The 21,294-nt window shown below is 37.1% G+C and carries 14 protein-coding genes; 6 read left to right on the forward strand and 8 right to left on the reverse strand.

All coding sequences use genetic code 11. From position 1 onward, the window contains the following. Positions 1-28: 28 nt before the first annotated feature. From Q9M50_10395 to dcd, 3 genes are all read right to left on the reverse strand, one after another. Positions 29-3,430 carry an EAL domain-containing protein gene (locus Q9M50_10395; GenBank protein MDQ7091034.1) on the reverse strand — a complete coding sequence of 1,134 codons (3,402 nt, stop codon included), beginning with the start codon at positions 3,428-3,430 and terminating at the stop codon, positions 29-31. Between the two features lie 273 nt (positions 3,431-3,703). Next, the gene (locus Q9M50_10400) at positions 3,704-4,117 is read right to left on the reverse strand and encodes a sodium-independent anion transporter (GenBank protein ID MDQ7091035.1); all 414 of its coding nucleotides are present in this window, start codon (positions 4,115-4,117) and stop codon (positions 3,704-3,706) included. Between the two features lie 159 nt (positions 4,118-4,276). Beyond that, on the reverse strand, positions 4,277-4,843 hold the full coding sequence (gene dcd / locus Q9M50_10405) for a dCTP deaminase (GenBank protein ID MDQ7091036.1): 567 nt from the start codon (positions 4,841-4,843) through the stop codon (positions 4,277-4,279). A gap of 61 nt (positions 4,844-4,904) precedes the next feature. Here dcd and Q9M50_10410 point away from each other — a divergent pair, with 61 nt between their 5' ends. The 4 genes from Q9M50_10410 to Q9M50_10425 all read left to right on the forward strand — a co-directional run bounded on the left by Q9M50_10410 (position 4,905) and on the right by Q9M50_10425 (position 9,262). After that, the gene (locus tag Q9M50_10410) at positions 4,905-5,228 is read left to right on the forward strand and encodes a rhodanese-like domain-containing protein (protein MDQ7091037.1); all 324 of its coding nucleotides are present in this window, start codon (positions 4,905-4,907) and stop codon (positions 5,226-5,228) included. 128 nt (positions 5,229-5,356) lie between these two features. Further along, positions 5,357-7,102, forward strand: a complete 1,746-nt coding sequence (glmS, locus tag Q9M50_10415; protein ID MDQ7091038.1) for a glutamine--fructose-6-phosphate transaminase (isomerizing) — start codon at positions 5,357-5,359, stop codon at positions 7,100-7,102. A gap of 124 nt (positions 7,103-7,226) precedes the next feature. After that, a complete protein-coding gene (locus Q9M50_10420) occupies positions 7,227-8,282 on the forward strand; it encodes a HindVP family restriction endonuclease (protein ID MDQ7091039.1) in 1,056 nt (351 codons plus the stop codon). Next, the gene (locus Q9M50_10425) at positions 8,279-9,262 is read left to right on the forward strand and encodes a DNA cytosine methyltransferase (protein ID MDQ7091040.1); all 984 of its coding nucleotides are present in this window, start codon (positions 8,279-8,281) and stop codon (positions 9,260-9,262) included. The genes Q9M50_10420 and Q9M50_10425 overlap by 4 nt, the downstream gene beginning before the upstream one ends. Before the next feature lie 141 nt (positions 9,263-9,403). Here the strand turns inward: Q9M50_10425 and Q9M50_10430 are convergent, their stop codons facing one another. From Q9M50_10430 to hcp, 5 genes are all read right to left on the reverse strand, one after another. Further along, a complete protein-coding gene (locus tag Q9M50_10430) occupies positions 9,404-9,739 on the reverse strand; it encodes a hypothetical protein (GenBank protein MDQ7091041.1) in 336 nt (111 codons plus the stop codon). 365 nt (positions 9,740-10,104) lie between these two features. Further along, on the reverse strand, positions 10,105-10,341 hold the full coding sequence (locus Q9M50_10435) for a hypothetical protein (GenBank protein MDQ7091042.1): 237 nt from the start codon (positions 10,339-10,341) through the stop codon (positions 10,105-10,107). A 203-nt stretch (positions 10,342-10,544) separates the two neighbouring features. Beyond that, on the reverse strand, positions 10,545-12,356 hold the full coding sequence (locus tag Q9M50_10440; protein MDQ7091043.1) for a Na/Pi symporter: 1,812 nt from the start codon (positions 12,354-12,356) through the stop codon (positions 10,545-10,547). A gap of 130 nt (positions 12,357-12,486) precedes the next feature. Then, a complete protein-coding gene (locus Q9M50_10445) occupies positions 12,487-13,512 on the reverse strand; it encodes a 2Fe-2S iron-sulfur cluster binding domain-containing protein (GenBank protein ID MDQ7091044.1) in 1,026 nt (341 codons plus the stop codon). A gap of 69 nt (positions 13,513-13,581) precedes the next feature. Next, entirely contained in the window at positions 13,582-15,246 is a 1,665-nt protein-coding gene (gene hcp / locus Q9M50_10450; GenBank protein ID MDQ7091045.1) for a hydroxylamine reductase, read from the reverse strand. A 201-nt stretch (positions 15,247-15,447) separates the two neighbouring features. Here hcp and norR point away from each other — a divergent pair, with 201 nt between their 5' ends. Beyond that, positions 15,448-16,992: a nitric oxide reductase transcriptional regulator NorR gene (gene norR / locus Q9M50_10455; protein MDQ7091046.1), complete on the forward strand. Its 1,545-nt coding sequence runs from the start codon at positions 15,448-15,450 to the stop codon at positions 16,990-16,992. Between the two features lie 109 nt (positions 16,993-17,101). Further along, positions 17,102-21,247, forward strand: coding sequence for a hypothetical protein (locus Q9M50_10460; protein ID MDQ7091047.1), 4,146 nt, complete (start codon positions 17,102-17,104; stop codon positions 21,245-21,247). Positions 21,248-21,294: the final 47 nt, after the last annotated feature.

Here is a 21,294-nt window from a genome sequence, read left to right on the forward strand (position 1 = left end):
GGTTTTAATCCTAAGAATAATCGCTTGCCTATAAGGGGGGATTTAATGTTTTTTGCATGTAATCTTCAAAGTCTTGTGTATTCAAAGGTCTACTAAATAAATACCCTTGGTAATTAAAACATCCATGCGCTTTCAAAAATTCAAATTGGGGTTGTGTTTCAACCCCTTCGGCAATAACACTTAATTTTAAGTGTTTAGCCATAGCAATAATGGTATCAATAATGATTTGGTCATCACTGTCATTTTCTAAATCATCAATAAATGCTTTGTCAATTTTAAGTTCATCAATCGGAAGACGTTTTAAATAAGAAAGTGAAGAGTAACCTGTCCCAAAATCATCAATTGAAAAAATAAAGCCTAAATTCTTTAAATGCTTCATTTTTTCGACCGTTTCTGTGATGTCGTCTAAAAAGGTTCCTTCGGTTAATTCTAAAATAATTAATTTTGGATTGATTCCAATTTTATTGATTTGTTGAATTAATTTGTTCGCAAAATATTCTTCTTTAAATTGATTAGGACTGACATTAATTGAAAATTTTTGTCCTTTTTTTAAGAACTTAGATTCTTCCCACTGTTTAATTTGTTGAAATCCTTGTTGAATAATCCAATCACCGATTTCAATAATTAACCCGACTTCTTCCGCAATAGGAATAAATTGATCGGGTGGAATATAACCTTTTGTTGGGTGTTTCCAACGTAATAAAACTTCGGAACCGATTAACTCTTTTTGTTGATTGACTTGGGGTTGATAATATAATTGGAGTTGCTTTTCTAACAAGGCGATGCGTAAATCTTTTTCTATTTCTAGGCGTTTATTAGCCATTGCTTGCATTTGTGGATGATAAAATAGAAAGTTATTTCGTCCCTTATCTTTGGCCTGATATAAAGCCGTATCCGCTTGTTTAAATACAATTTCAGCGTTTTCATTTTTAATTGGAAATAAGGCAATACCAATGCTACTACTATTATAGTACTGATGCTCTTTTAGTTGATAAGGTCTACGCAATTCCTGTAGTAGTTTTTCGGTTACTTTTCTTACTTTGGTTACTGCACTTTCTAAATTTAAACTTAAATGGGTGAGTAAAACAATAAATTCATCACCGCCAAGTCGGGCCGCTATATCTTCTTTGCGTAATTCATTTTTAAGTCGTTTAGCAATTTGAACTAAAAGTTCATCACCGACTTCATGGCCTAGTGAGTCATTAAGGTTTTTAAAATGATCTAAATCAATAAATAATAACGCGCCAAAAAAATGGTGTCGTTTAGCGGCTGAAATTTCATCAGCAAGGCGATTATTAATCATTCGGCGATTAGGCAACGAGGTTAATGAGTCGTAATAAGCTAACCGTTGGATTTCTGCTTCATCTTGTTTACGCTGATTAATACTGACACCCACGCCTCGAAGACCGGATACGTTACCTTCGTTATTAATAACGACTTGCCCTTTAACCTCTTCCCATAAAATGGTTCCCTTGGCGGTAATATTTCGGTGGGTTAGTTCAAATTTACCTTTTTCATGAATGACGTTCTTTAAAATGCTCATCGCAGAAACAATTTCTTCTTCTTCAGGCATAAATTCAAAGGGTTTATGTCCTAACAATTCTGAACGCTTGTAACCTTTAATGGCCTCTACTTTTTCAGTTAAATAGGTGTAATAACCCTCAAGATCAACTTCCCAGATATAAGCTTCTGAGGCTTCAATAACATCACGAAATCGTAATTCACTCAGTTTTAATGCCTCCATCGTGATGTATTGTTTGGTCACATCTTGAAAAACTAAAATAGCCCCTACAATTTGCTTGCCTTCATCTAAAATAGGCGCGGCACTATCAGAGATTTGATATTCAACCCCTTGTTTGGAAATGAGGGTTGTATGATTTGCAAGCCCAACAATTTTTTTTTCGCGTAAAACTTGGTGAATGGGGTTTATAACCTCTTTTCGAGTACTGGTATTGATAATATGAAAAATGTTATCAAAGGGAAGTCTGAGGACATCTTTTTCTTTCCAGCCTGTTAAGGATTCGGCAACGGGGTTCATTCGAGTGATTAAGCCTATTTTATTAACGACGATGACACCGTCCCCAATTGAATCAAGCGTAACGGATAAGTTTTTTTCTTTCTCAAGTAAGGCCGCTTCCGCTTTGTTCCGTAATTGATTTAACAGTATATTTTCTAGGGCAAACGAAATATCTTGTGCCATCTCATCAAGTAAGCTAATAAGATCGGTTGAAAAATAATTTTTTACATCGGCATAAATATTAAAGGCTCCTACGACCAAACCAAATTTAACAATAGGAAAGGCGGCACTTGATTGTATGGGTTTCTTTTTTGCGACTCTATACCACGGCTTATTACGAATGGCATGTAAAAAGTCATTATTAATAACATGTGTATTTTCTCTAATCGCAATAGCCGTTGCTCCTTGACCTTCAGGAATTTCTGGGTTGACAGAAATAAAAATATTTTCTAAATAATTTTCGGCTGAACCCGATTTAGCGGCCACTTCAATTTTGGAGGTTTGATGGTTAAGTAACCCTATCCATGCTAATGAGAATTGTTTTTTTTCTACGGTGATTTGACAAATATCATCAAATAATTTTTGCTGCGATTTAGCTCGAATAATTAATTGATTGCTTGCACTTAATAATGAATATAAATCCATTTGTCGCTTCAAGTTCTGCTGGGTTGTTTCTAAATGTAAGGTTAATTCATTAAAGGCACGCCCTAAAACCGCTAATTCCCCTGTTCCTGTTAATTCAGATTGGGCTAATTTATTTTCAGAAAAAAGTTCGATGACCCTGACTAGGTGGTTAATGGGTTGATTAATAAAATAGCTTAAAAGAACCATTAGAATTAGCATCGAAAGCAAAGCCATTGGTAATAAAAGGACTCCTTGGGCGAAAACATTAGCCTGAATAGTCGCTAAAGCAGGGGTTAAATTATAATGGAGGTATAGTAATCCATAAGAAAATGAATCTGATTTTTTTACTTCGGAGGGGAATAGGACTGGAAAAACAGCATGAATAGACGGGTCAATTTCTGAAAGCTCGATCTTAAATTTTATGGGCGTTTGTTTATCCTGCTTGATATAGTTATTAGGAATAACCTCCGTGGCTTTTTTGGACTTCCAATGAGAATGATTGGCATACTCTATTTGCCCCTGAGGGTTGATTAATACCAATGTTTTAATGCCTGTTTCTATCGCTAAGACATTAATCTCTTGTTCAATAAAATACAAATGTTGCCGAACGATTGCTTTTTCCGCAAGCTTTTGTAAACGAATCATTAAATAACGTACGTCTTCTATTTTATGTTGTTTTAGATTGTTTGTTTGCAATGTTAATTGACAAAATAATAGCCCAGAAATTAATACTATTGTTAATAGTAAAACAACAACAGGAATCCATAAACGTAAAGAAACAGTTTTCATTAAACACCTTTCTTTAGGTAACAGTGATTATTAAATTATAACGCGTGTAGATTAAGGCTACCAACGTAATATGGGACAAAAAAACAGGCGCTATATCTTTGAGGTTTTGAAAACCTCAAAGATCTGAATGCAACGATTCTACCTTACGTTGGTAGCCTAAATTAACTCAATATCTGAATATAAAATTTCAGAAGAGATGGGTTGCTTTATATCTCTGTATTTAATTTACAGTGTATACCATAGAGATAAAAAACATCCCATTTCTGCGATTTTTTAATCCATTTTGATGGTATCACCCGTTTCTAATGCTTCAACGCAATCCCGAAAATTAGAGAATAAATTTATCTCTGGAATCAAGCAGGGAATTAAACCAATATTTTTTAACATATCTTTGGGTTGTTCTTGTATATCAATCATCATGACGACAACGCCTTTCTCTTTTAAAGAAAGAACAGCATCTTCAATGACATAAATTCCAGACTGATCAATGTAAGGTACTTTAGACATGCGCATAACGACGACTTTTACCTCAGGAAGTTTATGGTGCATATCTTGAAAAGCGACGGCAAAACCAAAAAATATAGGCCTGTCAAAATGTTTAATATAAACCTGTGTCTGAATTTTTTTTGAAATATTTTCCTCATCATCGCATGATTCTTCATGTGCAAATTGGGCGACTGACCCCATTGCTGATTTAGGCTACCAACTTAAGGCGGGACACCTTGAGGTTAAGCCGTTCGTGCTGAGCTTGTCGAAGTATGAACCGCTTAACCGTCTTAAGTTGGTACCCCACTTTTTGAATGGCTTATAGAAAGCGTTGACGTTTATTAAAATACGGTAGGGGCATTAGGCTTTAGGTAGAGTAACCCCTTGTTGTCCTTGGTATTTCCCCCCTCTGTCTTTATAAGACGTTTCACACACTTCATCGCCCCCAAAAAATAACATTTGTGCAACGCCTTCATTGGCGTAAATTTTGGCGGGTAAGGGGGTGGTATTAGAAAATTCTAGTGTGACATGACCTTCCCATTCAGGTTCTAAAGGAGTTACATTCACAATAATACCACAACGGGCATAGGTACTTTTCCCTAAACAAATCGTGAGTACATCGCGTGGAATACGAAAAAATTCAATCGTTCTTGCTAAGGCAAAAGAGTTAGGTGGAATAATGCAGACATCTGATTTGACATCAACGAAACTATCTTCATTAAAATCTTTGGGATCAACAATGGCCGAGTTAATATTCGTAAAAATTTTAAATTCATCCGCGCAGCGAACATCATAACCATAACTTGATGTTCCATAAGAAATGACTCGCCCTTGCGATGAATTTTTTATTTGACCGGGAATGAAAGGCTCGATCATTTTATGTTGTTGAGCCATACGGCGGATCCAAATGTCAGATTTAATACTCATAATTTATTAAAGTTTAGCAAAATGGTACTATTGTATTACCCTCATCTCCCTAAAAACAATCATGACCATCAAACAAATTTCAGCAGAAACGTTACAGCACGATTTAAATACGAATCATCCTCCTTTATTATTAGACGTTAGAGAGCCACATGAATTTGAATTCGTCCATATTAAAGAGAGTAATTTAGTGCCGCTTAATCAAATTCCAAACTATATTACTAACTTGGATTTTGAACAAGCTATTGTCCTGATTTGTCATCACGGAATGCGAAGTCAACAGGCGGCAGAGTATATGAATAAAGCAGGTTTTATAAATTTATTCAATCTTGTTGGTGGAATTGATGCGTGGGCAATTAAGTGTAACCCCACTATGCGACGGTATTAAATTATCTTAACTTGTTTGAATACAGATACTATATTAATTAACTTAATTGGAAATAAACATGTGTGGAATTGTAGGTATTATTGGTCTTAACGATATTTCAACCGAACTGATAACAATGCTTCAAGGACTTGAATACAGAGGGTATGATTCATCAGGGATTGCGGTCAATTATAATGGAGATTTTCAAGTTTACAAAAAAAGCAGGGGCGTTATCAGTTTTAAAAAAAGAAATCGAAGGCATTACCTTAAAAGGAACCTCTGGCATTGCGCATACCCGTTGGGCAACTCATGGGGCCCCCACCGATAATAATGCCCATCCTTTTTTATCCTTCAATTCATCGGTGACGGTTGTCCACAACGGCATTATTGAAAACTATAAAGCCCTTCGACAAAGTTTATCTGAAAAAGGGTATGCGATGGAGTCTGAAACTGACTCAGAAGTCATAGCCCACTTAATAGAATTATTTACGGTGAATAATCCTCACTGGACGTTTAATGAATTGGTCGCTTATTTAGCTGAAACATTAAAAGGGGCCTACGCTTTATTGATTCAGTTTGTAAATAAACCCAATGAAATTTATGGGTTACGGTTTGAATGCCCATTAGCCTACGTTCAAACGCCAACCACGGTTGCCATATCATCTGATATAGCCAGTTTAATCGGCTATGATCGGAATATAAATATATTACGTGATGGGCAGGCGGTTCATTTAACCCTAGATACAGAGGATCTTATTAACTTTGACAGTTCCGAAGTAGATTGTTTGCATGTTAATGTTGATTGGGATGTTAAAGCGGCTGAAAAACTAGGTTACGATTATTTTTTAAGAAAAGAGATTGCGGAACAGCCGACTTCTGTGCGCGGGTTAAAAAATACGTTAATGGAAAAAGTTAATGAAATTGATGAGTTTATAACCTCCGTTAATCCAGACGCTATTATTTTTATTGCGTGTGGCTCGGCTTCGTATAGTTGTGTTTTTGCCACCGTTTTTGCACGAAATATAGAATTAAAACAACGTGTATCATGGGAAATTGGTTCTGAATTTAGATATAACCCTCCGATTATTAATGAAAAAACCTTAGTGATTGGAATGAGTCAATCAGGTGAAACGGCGGATACGGTGAGTGCATTACGTTATGCCAAATTGAAAGGCGCAAAAATAATTTCGGTTATTAACGTGGTTGGGAGTACGATTAGTATGATTGGTGATTTAACGCTGAATCTTAGTGCAGGCCCTGAAGTGGCGGTTCCTAGTACGAAAGCCGTGATTAATCAATTTATTGCGGCGGTGTTTCTTATTGAGGTTTTACGTCAACAAAAGCGAGAGGCATTAAAGCAATGGCTTGTATCTATTGAAGAACTGGAAGTAGGCATAGAAAAAATAATAGAAATGGAAGAAGACATTAAAAATTATGCCAAACTCTTGGCAGGGCATCAAAATATGTTTGTTGTGGGCCGAGGACTAGATTATCCAACTTCATTAGAAGGGGCATTAAAGTTAAAGGAAACCGCTTATATCCATGCAGAAGCGATGTATGCAGGCGAGTTTAAGCATGGGAGTATTTCTTTAATTGAATATGGAATGCCTGTGTTAATTTTACTGGGTGATGAATCCGTTGCGGTAAAAACAGTGATTAATGCAGAAGAAGTCGCTACACGTGGGGGGCAACTTCTGGTTATTGATTCACTAGATGGTGAATGTTTTGATTTTTCGTGTGACGTTAGTTATATAAAAATTCCTCCGCTTAAAAAGCCATTTAACTTAATTGCTCAAATAGTTGTCTTACAATTACTTGCTTATCATGCAGGTTTACACCGTAATATTAACGTTGATAAACCTAGAAATTTAGCCAAATCAGTTACGGTAGAATAGTAACTATTTTTGTCATTGTGGATGTAAGGTATTCCGAAAATGAGGTAGAGGTTTTAGTGATGGGGGCATGACGTTTCGCTAAGGCAACCTATTGGGTGTCATCTTTAATAAAGGTCATAAAATTTTGTCAATAACATCACCAAGCCTATTTGGTTTACTAAAAACCAACAGAGACTTTAGTCAGAAAGAATCATGGGGTAAAAATCAATTTAATTCCTCTTTTCCTGCCTCGCTATGCTGTTATCTGGCATCAAAAAATATTGAGGCCAATTATTTAGCCATTAAAAATAGTCGCTATACACATTCATTAATAGGAGTGCAAGACGTATTTGGAATTCCAGCAGAGAGTAACGATTTATATTTTGCGTTTGAATCTCAGTATACGCCATTCCAAAAATATGTTATCGGGACACTACCAAGAACGGACATAGTTATTCAAAAAGAAAGCACAGGAGAATGTTTAGCTGGACTTGAAGTGAAATTAACGGCCTTACCCGATAACACAACGTGTAATTTAGACGATCATTTTTACGGTAGTGAAATAGTTGTACGCCCTGATTCTATTGTTTATTTAGCGTGTAGTCTTGCATTAAATTTCAGTGAAAAACTGGCTGATTATCTCGGTGAAATGACTATAGATGACTGGTCAGATGCCTCTCAAGTATTACCTCATATTAAAAATATTGTTACAGCTATTGAAAAAATTTCACTGGCTACTGAAAAATATCAAACTCCCTTTCTTATTCAACCTGTTTGGAAGACAACAGGAAAATCGCCACAATTAGCAGAGCAGTGTTTAGATGTATTCGTTTGGAGTGATGCAGGATTTAGCTATTTTATTTCCAAGATTGCAAGTAAAGACCCTAATGCCAATAAAATTACTCGCCAAACACGGACGGCTATATGGCTGTATAAAATGTTAAAAGACTTTAATGAGCATGGGAAATTTAATCATAAAGAAATCATCGATAGCCTTTCGTATAACACAAAAAATGATAAAGCATTTTCATCAACAGGAAATATTACCCATAAATACATGTCAACTGAGCGGCTTAAAAAGCCAATTATAGCTAAATCAGAAATTAAAAATATCATTTTAGGTGGTGGGCAAAATATGCTTAGCCCCGAACGTCGATTTGATGCGATCGTTTTTAATTCACCTGGGCTATTTGAATCATGAAATGTGTTGATTTATTTTCGGGGTGTGGAGGAATGTCCTTGGGTTTTCAAATGGCTGGTGTGGACATATTGGCCGCTATTGATAATTGGGAAAAATCCATTAATGTCTATAATAAAAATTTTTCACATAAATGTTATCTGCATGATCTGAAAGATGAGGAAGGGGCATTAAAAATTATAGATAAGTTTAATCCTGAGATGATAATAGGAGGGCCTCCTTGTCAAGATTTTTCATCTGCGGGAAAAAGAGATGAAACGTTAGGTCGAGCTGATTTGACCTATCATTTTGCAAATATTATTTGTTCTTATCAACCGAAATGGTTTGTGATGGAAAATGTAGAACGCATTAAAAAAAGCCATATTCTTGCAGAGGTTATCCAACAGTATGAAAAAGCTGGTTACGGGTTAACCTCGGTTATATTAGATGCTTCCTATTGTAATACGCCTCAATCAAGAAAAAGATTTTTTCTAATAGGTGCATTGGGACAGGAAAATAACGTATTGACACCTATTTTTCAGAAAAAATTAACTAATAAAAGAATGACGATTAGGGATTATCTGGGGGGTAGTTTAGGACTCAAATATTATTATCGACACCCAAGAAACTATAATCGTCGAGGAATTTTTTCTATTGATGAGCCTAGCCCTACGGTTAGAGGTGTTAATAGACCTGTACCATCAGGCTACAATAAGCATTCAGGAGATCCTGTAAATGCTATACTTTCAGATGTTCGCCCATTGACAACAATAGAACGAAGTTATTTGCAAACATTTCCTGAAACTTTTGAATTTTTAGGAACAAAAACAAATCTCGAGCAAATGATTGGTAATGCTGTTCCAGTTAATCTTGCTAAATTTGTTGCTAGTGGTATTTTAGAGTTTATAGCTAATTCAGAAGTCGAAATACAGGGACAACAGGATTTGTTTACAGGTCTTGATGATTTCATAATGCCTGGTAAAGTACTTCAGCGGGTAGAATAATAAGTAAATTTGGCAAGGCCATTTTTGAGAGTATCTAATCTTAATATAAATTGAGGCTAAAGCGGGGCTACGTTATTTCGTTATGCACAATAAGCTAACCCAGGTAGGTTTACATCGAGTGCCAGATGTTTTTTAGGCACCCTACGATATTTTTTGAAAATGTAGAAACATCACTAAATCTTTCACAGTATTGACCTTATTCCAATATGGGTTTTTTTCTGGGTTATTTATATTAATGTTTAGTTTTTTTGCAATTTCACTATAAATATCATCCAAATCATCGGAATCTATTTTGTAAATCGTATTAAAACAATCGTCTGCTCTGATAGGAAATGGAACTCCCTCATACTTTCCAACCCAGTCTTGAGTTGAATTAAAGACTTCTCGTATAATTTTTGTATCAATTTTACGATAATCAAAGGAACGTGCGTAGCTACAAATATCAGGCTTTCCTCGACATTTGGCTATTTTTTTCATTCGATAATAATTCCATATAATATCAAATACCACCAAAAAAATTATTAATCCAATTATTATCAGTGTTTTCATGACTTATAAAATCTAAATGATTGGTACATATAGGTTGTACCTTAAAAGTGGATTTTAGCACGTAGGCTAAAGCAAGGAACGAACGCCAACAATATTGGCAATTATTTAAAAAGCCAAAGATAGCGACTACCAACTTAAGGCGGGACAAATTGAGGTTAAGCCTCACTCCATAGTGTCCCGTCTTAAGTAGGTAGCCTTGCATAGAGGTGAGTTTACTATGCAAGCAAGGGAGGATAACGCTTCGCTTCCGCACGCCGTGAGCTTCGCATTATAGCTGGCATTTCGGTAGGATGCTATCCACGTAAAACCGCAATGCCTTTTTTACGTTGCGCATGAATAATTTTTAATTCCATCACCAATAACTTTTTACTTTCTTTATGGGTACATATCTTTACTTTATCTTTAACTTTTAATTCTTTTTTCTTTAATTTCTTTAAAATCTTTTTTAACGCGTCACGTCGTTTGTTTTTTTTATGAACATCAGTATTTAACAGAGCATGTAACTTAGCTAACAATTTTTTTTGGGTCATAAGATTTATCCAAATTATAAATATCGTTGATTGGCATTAGTTAAAATAACAAAAACGTAAAGTAACTCGAAATAAATAATATACCCATAAGTTGAGAATTTTTCCATTCATACTTCGACAAGCTCGGCACGAACGGTTTAACTTGATGGTGAGAATAATATATTAGGGTAAGTTATTTTTTGCGAGTTACCTAACAAGGGAGACTATTTTTCATCCATTGTATCGACAACATCCTGAATTTCTGTTTCATTTAAGGCTAATTGAGATTCTACTTGTGCATTGTCTGAATTAGAAAATATAAATAACGTTTCAGCGGCTTTAATAAGGTCTTTCTTGATTCGGTACATATAAGCCGTATCATTAATTAATGATGTCCCCGTTTCAGGGGTTATATGCTGTTCTCTGATGAGCGTTTCAACTGATCGATTCATTTGTACATCATTGTCTTCTAGTTTAATTTTTAAAGCATCAAATGATAATAAAGGTAACTCATCTTCGCTAATATCTTTTCTTACTGCTTCGATTTCTTGTATTAAAGAAACGATTTGATAGGCGATATTATTATATTCTGTGACTGTTGCGGTATTCTTTGAGGTTTTAAAACGAATAAGATTTTTTTGTAAATGTTTGGTTTCTTTAATCGCTTCAACTAAATTTTTATTAGCCGCTCTTAACCAGGTTAACCCTGATGATTGCTCCATTTCCCAAGTGAACTTTGCTTGGCTAATGAACGCTATAATAGCACTGTATATACCTTTTATACGTTTTTCATAACCCGCATCTATATCATATTCAACATGATGTTGTCGTTTTTGTATTAAGTCGGCTAAGTCGACATTAGAGGATAATTCCGCACGCCGTAAACCAAAGGTGCGTAAAATTACATGGATGGCATTATCATAAAGATGTGTACTTTCTTGACGTACCGCTTCCAATACTGTTTCGGGAAACTCCATTGCGGAATCCGTTAAATACTTGACTTTAAAAATATTAGGGCGTTTTGGTTTAAAAACTCTTTCTAAAAATATCACCATCCTATTAATAAAAGGTAACATGATAATAATACCGATAAGATTAAAAAGGCTATGGAAAGTCGCTAGTTTTAAGGTGTAATCGTTCGCATCAATACCTAGTGCATCGGTAATTATGGCCACGGCAATGACTAATTGTTTAATCAACAGCAATGCAATTAAACCCGTAGCCATATTAAAAATTAAATGGGCGGCGGCTAAACGTTTTCCCTGTACATTCGCACTTAAAGAACCAATAATCGCAGTGATGGTTGTACCGACATTAGAGCCAATTGCCAAGGCTAAGGCATTATCATAAGTAATTTGCTGAACTGAGAGTGCGGTAATAATCAATACCATTGTGGCATGACTAGACTGCATAATGACCGTAGCCATAATGCCTATTAAGGTATACAGCAGTAAACCTTTGACTCCGCTTAAGGAGTAATCAACTAAATTGAGGGTACTTTTAAAGGCTTCAAAACTTTCTTTCATGTAATGAATCCCTAAAAATAAAAAACCTAAGCCTGCCAAAATATAACCGAACCCTTTGATTTTTTTATTTTCTTGGAAAACAAATAACACTCCGAAAACTAGCATCGGCATGGCGTAAGCGGAGATTTTAACTTTTAATCCTAACCCCGCAATTAACCACGCACCTGTTGAAGTCCCTAGGTTTGCTCCGAAAATAATGCCGATACCCGCCGCAAGTTCTAATAAACCCGCGCTTAAAAAAGAAATGGTGATGATTGAAACCAGTGAACTGGATTGCATCAAGGTAGTGGAAATAAAGCCAAAGCTGAGGCTTTTCCATGTTTTATTGGTGGTTTTTTGTAAGATGCGTTCTAATACGCCCCCTGTGAAATGTCTAAAGCCTTGCTCTAGTGATAGCATTCCGAATAAGAATATTGAGATGCCTGCGGCTATGCCTTTAAAGTCGGGACTTAGCCAGAGTAAATAGCTTAAAACTAGGACGACAAGGGCTAATAAAAAATTTCGTATCATAAAATCACCCATCCTAGCTTTTAGTGTTAAATTAATTGGACTGATTTAGTTTGATTGGTTCTTTTAGGGTGTTTGAAAATGGAGTGTATATACGGTTTATAGTATGTCAAATTTTAATAAGCAACTCACTTCATCCAAACCGCTCACAATAAATATTTTCCGCACTAATTCCCTGTTCCAGCGCAATTTCAGTGGTAATCTCAACCAACCGTGGGGGGCCACACAAATAAATATCAGGTAAAATATCCGTTTGCTTCAAATGTTCAACCAACGCATCCGCTGGTGTTCCTCGAAATCCATCCCATTCATCCGAAGGCTTCCAAACACAAAGTGTCACTACTAATTTAGGTAAACTTCGTTGTAAATCCGCTAATTCTTCACGACAAAAAATTTCTGCCTCATTATTGACCCCTAAAAATAATTGCGTAGGATGATCTTCACCCCAGTCGGCCATTCGTCGTAAAATAGATAAGAAAGGAGCAAGTCCCGTTCCCCCTGCAATAAAACAACGTGGATTTAAACACTGACCTTGAAGCCCAAACGTTCCGCTCGGCCCATGTACGTTTAGCACTTGCCCAACTTCGGCTTGATTTTGTAGAAATTGAGAAAACTGTCCTTGATCTTGCAAACGAATTAAAAACTCTAATCGTCCTTCCCAATTAGTGGTATTCGCAATCGAATAAGCCCGTTTTAACGCTAAGTCAGGCACGTCTAATTCAATAAATTGCCCCGCTTCAAAATCAAAAGTTAAGCCCTTTTCTTCATCATCCAATAAGTTTAAAACCAATAATACTGTGCGTTCGGCTAACGGTTTTATCGCTGTAATCGTTGCCTTACGGGGTAATGCTTGTCGGTTTTGAATTCTATCCGCATTATAAGGTGTGTGAATCACTAAATCACTGCGTGGGTAAGTACGGCATAATAGAAGATCCTTAGTTTCCGCTGCATTTTCAGGTAATAAGCCTTCACTGTAGTTTTTTAATTCATAATCACCGCTGTCACAGACTGCGAGACAAGATCCACAGCTCCCCATTTTACAAATAGCAGGGGGGAAAAAACCGACCGCTTCAGCCGCATCTTGTATCGTTTGTGAAGGTTCACAATTAAATTGAATTTTTTCACCATCTAACGTGGCTAAGGTAATCGAATGACTCATAATAAATTGTTAGTTAAAGGATCAGAGAAAATAAAAAAGCCGACGAGATGTCGGCTTTCTACACTTTTTTTAAGCCGCTTGGCCTAATGCCGCTGCTAAATCTTCTGCAGGGTCTCCATTAGCTTTAAGATCAAATTTATCCACTAAGATCGCTAAAACACTTGGGGTTACAAAAGCAGGCAGTGATGGGCCTAAATGAATGCCGCGTATACCTAATGATAATAAGGTTAATAAGACCGCAACCGCTTTTTGCTCAAACCATGACACCATAAAGGATAACGGTAATTCATTCACGTTACACTCAAACGCATCCGCTAAGGCACTGGCTATCTGAATCGCAGAATAAGAGTCATTACATTGACCTATATCTAATAAGCGAGGAATACCGCCAATGTTCCCAAAATCTTGCTCATGAAAACGATATTTACCACAACCTAGGGTTAAAATAACGCTGTCATCAGGTGTTTTTTCTGCTAATTCGGTGTAATAGTTACGACCTGGTGCCGCGCCATCACAACCGCCAATTAAAAAGAAATGTTTGATAGCACCACTTTTAACGGCATCAACCACTTGATCGGCCATGCCTAAAACCGCATGATGACCAAAACCAACGGTGACTGATTTTTCAGGCATATCTTCTTTAAACCCTGGCATTGCTGAGGCAATTTGAATTAAGGGCGCGAAATTATGATTATCTAAATGACGAACGCCTTGCCAACCGACAGGGCCTGCTGTAAATATCCGCTGTTTATACGCCGCTGTGGGTTCAATTAAACAATTTGAAGTCATCAAAATAGGCCCTGGAAAGGCTGCAAATTCTTCATTTTGATTTTGCCACGCGCCGCCATAATTACCCACTAAATGTGGATAAGAACGTAAAACAGGATAAGCATGGGCAGGTAACATTTCCCCGTGGGTATAAATATTAATCCCTTTATCTTTCGTTTGTTCTAATAATTCGTGTAAATCTTTTAAATCATGCCCACTCACTAAAATAGCTTTGCCTTTTACCGCAGTTACTCGAGCTTGTGCAGGTTCTTGAGCGCCAAAATTACCGGTGTTTGCCCCATCTAACATTTCCATTACGGTTAAATTAATAGAGCCTACTTCCATGTTACCCGCTAATAGTGCATTTGCATCGGTGGGTTCACTGGCGAGAAAATCTAACGTTTTTTCAATACCCGCATAAACTTCATCTTCTTCGTACCCTAAAACATAGGCATGATACGCATAAGCGGCAACGCCTTTTAAACCATAGAGCATCATTGCTCTTAAACCCACAATATCATCGCCGATAGCATCACGGTCAGCGGTGATTGCGCCCCATTTAGCTTGCATTAATAAGTCATCCTGACTCGTTGCGGGAATAAAACTAGCCGACCCTTTTAATTCCTCAATTTGTTGTTCTTGTTCTTTAGCGGCTGACTCATAAAGGGCTTTAACACGATCACGCGTATCCACCGCTTCATGGATTAATTCAACAAAGCGATTGGCGTTAAAATTAACATTGGTTAAGGTTGTGAACAAACCATATAAAATAAACTCATCGGCTTTTTTATCGGTTTTACCTAAATCACGCGCACGCTTTCCATATTGAGCAATGCCTTTAATCGCATAGACCAATAAGTCTTGTAAATCGGATGTCGTTGAATCTTTACCACACACGCCTTTTTCAGTTGAGCAACCATTACCACTGTCTGTACGGGTCGTTTGGTCGCATTGATAACAAAACATAGTAAAACCTCTTAAATTATTTGAAATAGTTTGCTTAAAATATCAAATGCGTAGGGTAGGTCATACCACCCTATGCATTATTTATATAATAAAGCATTTCTTATGCCAACAATAAAATATTTTACTTTCAATGTGTTATTAGTGGCGTTGTGTTAATAACAACGAGTAAAATGTTATTTTTTTAACAACGAAGTTGTAAAAATGACAACGAATTTATTATTTAATACTTTAATGAGTTTGGTTAATGATTTATCATGCCAATTACCCTCTCAACAACGTTATCAACATTTATTGGAAACGTTACGGGCTTTATTTCCTTGTGATGCCTGTGCGTTACTCCGACGTGAACAGAATTATCTGGTGCCTTTAGCGATCAATGGCTTAAGCGAAGATACCTTGGGGCGGCGTTTTTTAATTTCCGAACAACCCCGTTTAGCGATGATTTTAGAAGCCCACGGTTCAATACGGTTTCCTGCCGATTCGCCTTTACCTGATCCTTACGACGGTCTTATTGATAAAAGTGAGGCTCAACTTAATGTGCATGATTGTATGGGCGTAACGCTTTATATTGATGACCAAGCCTGGGGGGTTTTAACCTTTGACGCGCTCATTCCAGGAACATTTGATTCGATTAACCAACAAATGTTACAAACATTTATTGGCTTAACCGAGGCAACGGTTAAAGTTGCCAATTTAATTGTTTCTTTGGAATCACGGGTCAAACAAGCAGAACAATCTTTATTAGAAGAAACCCATCGTTTAGATATGATTGGCAATAGCGTACAAATGCAAGCACTTAATCATGAAATATCGGTCGTGGCTCCCTCGGATTTATCGGTCTTAATTTTAGGTGAAACGGGGGTGGGAAAAGAGTTAGTGGCTCATCAAATACACGCGCTTTCTAAACGTGCCGAGCAGGCGATGATTTATGTCAATTGTGCCGCGTTACCTGAAAATATTGCTGAAAGTGAATTATTTGGACATTCTAAAGGGGCTTTTTCAGGGGCGACAGCGGATAGAACAGGAAAATTTGAACTAGCCAATGAAGGAACTATTTTTTTAGATGAAATTGGGGACTTACCATTAGCCTTACAGGGTAAAATATTGCGTACGTTACAAAATGGTGAAATTCAACGCGTGGGCAGTGATCGTTATATTAAAGTGAATATTCGGGTCATCGCGGCAACTAATCGTAATTTACAAAAAGGGGTGGTCGAGGGGCATTTTCGTCCTGATTTATATCATAGACTCGCCGTTTATCCGATTTCGGTTCCTCCATTGAGAGAGCGGGGGAAGGATGTGTTATTAATTTCAGGACTTTTTTTAGAAAAAAATAAACAACGCTTAGGTGTACAAGGGTTAAGGCTTGATGAAACCGCCAAACAAATGCTATTGACGTATCAATGGCCTGGTAATATTCGAGAGTTAGAGCATCTTTTAAGTCGTGCGGCATTAAAAGCCGTCGCAGAAGAGGGCGGTCAAAAACGTGTTTTGACAATTTATTGCCAACATTTAGATATTATTGATGAGGTAAGTAGCTCGCCCCCATCCTTTGATGAGCCTGCTTTTCAGCTACCCTCGACTCAAAAAAATCTTAAAAGGCAAGTCGATGAATTTAAAAAGCACTTAATTAGCCAAAAATTAAATGAAAATCAAGGTAATTGTGCTAAAACCGCGCAAATGCTTGGTTTAGATCGAGGAAATTTTCACCGATTATTAAAACGCTTACAAATTGAGTCATTTTAAAAAGTGGATTAATCAAACTTGATCTATATCACTTTAAATAGATGATAAATCTTTAGATTAAGGTTACACTTGAAAAAAATCACATCACTTTTTTTGTCAGGAATTAGTTATGAAACTAATTAATCATTTATTTTTATTATTACTATTATTTTCTCCCCTTACACAAGCTACTATCTTAACCATTGATAAAGTTCCAGCCCCCTTAAAGCCTTGGGTTGACTGGGTGCTGTTAGATGAAGTAGATTATAAGTGTCCTTTTTTAAACGACCGCTATCAAGAAAAACGGTGTGCTTGGCCAACGGAATTAGCGTTAGTCTTAGGCTCGCATCAAGGAAAATTTTCAAGCGATTGGAAAGTTTACAAAGAAAGTTGGGTGACTCTTCCTGGGAGTGATAAGCATTGGCCCGTAAATGTGACGGCTAATGATAAGAAAGTGCAGGTGATAAAGCACGACGGCAAACCTATGATTAAACTTTCTTCGGGTGCTTATACCCTTAAAGGTGAGTTATTATGGGATGCTATTCCTGAAAATTTAAATATCCCCGCTAACAGTGGCTTAATCACCTTAACCATTAATGATAAACGGATTGCTTACCCTGCGATTAAAAAAAATTCAGTTTGGTTGAAAGAAAGTGATCGAGGACAAAAAAAAACTAAAAATATTCAAAATAAATTAGATGTGCAAATTTTTAGGCAAGTGAATGATGAGGTTCCTTTGCAATTAATTACGTATATGGAATTAGATGTTTCGGGTGTAGAGCGTGAAATTAAATTACCTTATGCGTTATTAGCTGATTTTATTCCGACCGATTTAAAAAGTGGTTTACCCGCTAGAATTGAAGCGGATGGCCAGTTATCGGTACAAGTTCGGCCGGGTCGTTGGCATATTGAACTCCATTCGCGTTACCCTAAACCCTTAAAGGAATTAGCGTTAGCGATTGAAGATAAAAGTTGGCCTGCGAGTGAAATTTGGGTATTTAACGCACAACCTTATCAACGGGTTGTTGAAGTTCAAAACGTAGTACCGATTGATCCTAGCCAAACAAACTTACCCGCTGCCTGGAAAAAACTCCCTGCTTATCAGATAAATCAAGGCGAGGTGATGAAATTTAATGTTATCCAGCGTGGTGATCCTGAACCTGAACCCAATAAACTCCAATTAAGACGCGAGTTATGGCTTGATTTTAACGGCCAAGGCTATACCATTCAAGATAAAATTAATGGAAAAATGACCAATGGTTGGCGATTAGAAGCCTTAGCGGAAACTCAATTAGGGCAAGTCAAGTTAAATAGTCAAAACCAATTAATTACGCAACTAAAAGGCTCAAAACAACAAGGGGTTGAGGTTAGAAAAGGCAGTTTAAAGTTAAAGGCGGACAGTCGGTTCACAGGGGATATTAATCATCTTAGTGCGGTGGGTTGGCAGCAAACGTTTCATCATGTCAGTACTGAATTAAATCTCCCGCCCGGTTGGCGTTTATTAGCAGCGACTGGGGTTGATAATGTACCTAATAGTTGGATTTCTCGCTGGACGTTGTTGGATTTATTTTTAGTCTTAATCGCCTCGCTTGCCATTAGCCGTTTATGGAGTTTACCGTGGGGAATTTTTGCGTTATTAACCTTAGTGTTAATTTGGCATGAAACAGAGGCTCCCCAATATATATGGCTTAATATTATTACGGCCATTGCCTTAATTAAAGTATTACCCACGGGTATTTTTCTATCGTTTGTTCGACTTTATCGTAACGGGTGCTGGGTTGTATTGATCATTATTACGATTCCTTTTTTAATCGCTCAAGTAAGGACGGCTATTTACCCACAACTGGAAAAACCGTGGAAACAAATTACCGAACAAAGTCATCAAAAAATGCCGCAACTTAGCTCAATGGATCAAAATGAAGCAGTTGAAGAATCAAGGGCTAGGGGTATTTATGAAGCAGATGATAATTTAATCGCCTCAGCACCCAAGCTCGAACAAAAAGTAAAGTCGAAGAAAGAACGGTTATTATCAAGTGCGAGTCGTCATCAAAATAATTACAGCTATGCTAAAAAATCGGTTAATTTTAATCGCATTGACCCCAATGCAAGTGTACAAACAGGATTAGGGGCTCCGCAATGGCATTGGAATAAAATCGAATTATCATGGAATGGCTCGGTCGATAGTGAGCAGCAACTTAATCTTTGGTTATTGCCTCCATCTTTAACCTTAGTCTTAAACTTTATTCGTGCGATTGTCGTCTCTATTTTAAGCCTTTTAATGTTTGGTTTAATTAAAAAATTTAGTTTTAAATTTAGAGACTCATCGACAACTTTATTGCTGTGCTTGTTTGTCTTAACCGCCTTTCCAACTAATGAGGTGATCGCGGCTAATCAACCCGATTACCCTGAACAAACGTTGTTAGATGAATTAAAAGAGCGACTTATGGAAGCCGCCGATTGTGTGCCTGATTGTGCAGAAATTGCGGTAATGAAACTGACGATTAATAATGAAAAAATTATTATTCAATTAGAGGTTCATGTTTTAGAAACAGTCGCCATTCCACTTCCTGCAAATTATAAACAATGGTTTCCCAATCAAGTCACCGTTAATAAGGAAATAGCAACGGCTTTATTACGTGATAACAATGGCGCGTTATGGTTAAATTTAACAAAAGGGATTCATCAAGTTGAGCTTTCAGGGGTCGTTCCACTGCACTCAAAATTTACCTTACCGCTGCCTTTAAAGCCCCATCATGTTACCTTGATGACTGATGGCTGGACCGTGAGTGGTGTCCATGAACATGGGATTGCAGAAGATCAATTACAATTTAACCAGATTAAAAATACACTGAAGCCCACTGAAATACAAGCTCTTGAGCAAGGCGTATTACCGCCTTTTATTCGTGTTGAACGAACTTTGGAGTTGGGATTAGATTGGCGATTAAAAACCCATATTACTCGTGTCGTCAAAAGTGATGTGGCAGTGGTTTTAGCCTTCCCGTTATTGAAAGGGGAGTCGGTAATAACGCCTGATATTCGGGTTAAAGATGATAACGTACAAGTCAATATGTCGGTTAACGCCTCGTCTTTTACATGGGAATCTATTTTGGATAAATCAGCGACTATTGAGCTAAACGCTACAAATACTTCAAAATGGACGGAAGTTTGGCAACTAGATGTGAGTCCCATTTGGCATTTAAAAACAGAAGGAATTGCGGTTGTTCATCATCAAGACCAACAGGGGCATTGGTTACCTGAATGGCGACCTTGGCCTGGTGAACGTGTTAGTTTTAGCGTTATTCGACCTGAATCTATTAAGGGGCGAACGTTAACAATCGATAGTAGTCGGCTTGTTTTGAAACCCGGTCAACGAACACAAGAAACCAGTTTAACGTTAAACCTGCGGAGTTCTAAAGGAACTCAACATACGCTTACGTTACCTAAAAAAGTGGTTTTACAGTCGGTATTAATTAATAATGTGAGTCAACCCATACGTCAAAAAGGGCAGAAACTGACGTTACCGATCAAACCTGGAAAGCAACGCATCCAAATAAATTGGCAACAAAATACAGGGCTAAAAACTATTTTTAGTTCTCCTAAAATAAATATTGGCCTAGACAGTGTTAATAATCATATTGAAATTTATTTAGGGTCCGATCGCTGGGTCTTATTAACAACAGGGCCTCATTTTGGACCCGCTATTTTATTTTGGGGGGTTTTATTTGTTATTGTGGCCATCTCATTTGGATTGGGTAAAATTGAATGGACTCCCCTAAAACATTGGCAATGGTTTTTATTGTTAATTGGCTTGAGTCAAATTCCTGTTGCGGCAGCCTTAGTTGTTGTGGGTTGGCTGATTGCATTAGGCATTAGGGCAAAAAAACATGAGTTTAAAAGTGATGCTTTTTTTAATGGCGTACAAGTAGGATTAGCGGGATTAACCTTAATTTCATTGATTTTATTATTTATGGCGGTTAAACAGGGTTTATTGGGATCGCCTGATATGCAAATTGTGGGGAATCATTCCAGTACTTACACGTTAAAATGGTATCAAGACCGAAGCGCCGAAATATTACCGACCAGTCGAGTAATTAGTGTTCCTCTCATGGTTTATCGGTTATTAATGTTAATATGGTCGTTATGGCTTGCTGTTTCCTTGCTTAACTGGTTGAAATGGGGCTGGGAATGTTTTTCGACCGCAGGATTATGGAAAAAAAATCATCTGAGTAAAAAGTCTTTGGTGGTTAAAACCCCGCCTACTGATTCAAAAAAATAGACCAATAAGGGGCTTAACGGTTTCCTAAAAGGTAACGCATCGTGTTT

The organism is Methylococcales bacterium (assembly GCA_030949405.1).
Taxonomy (GTDB): Bacteria; Pseudomonadota; Gammaproteobacteria; order Methylococcales; family Methylomonadaceae; genus WTBX01.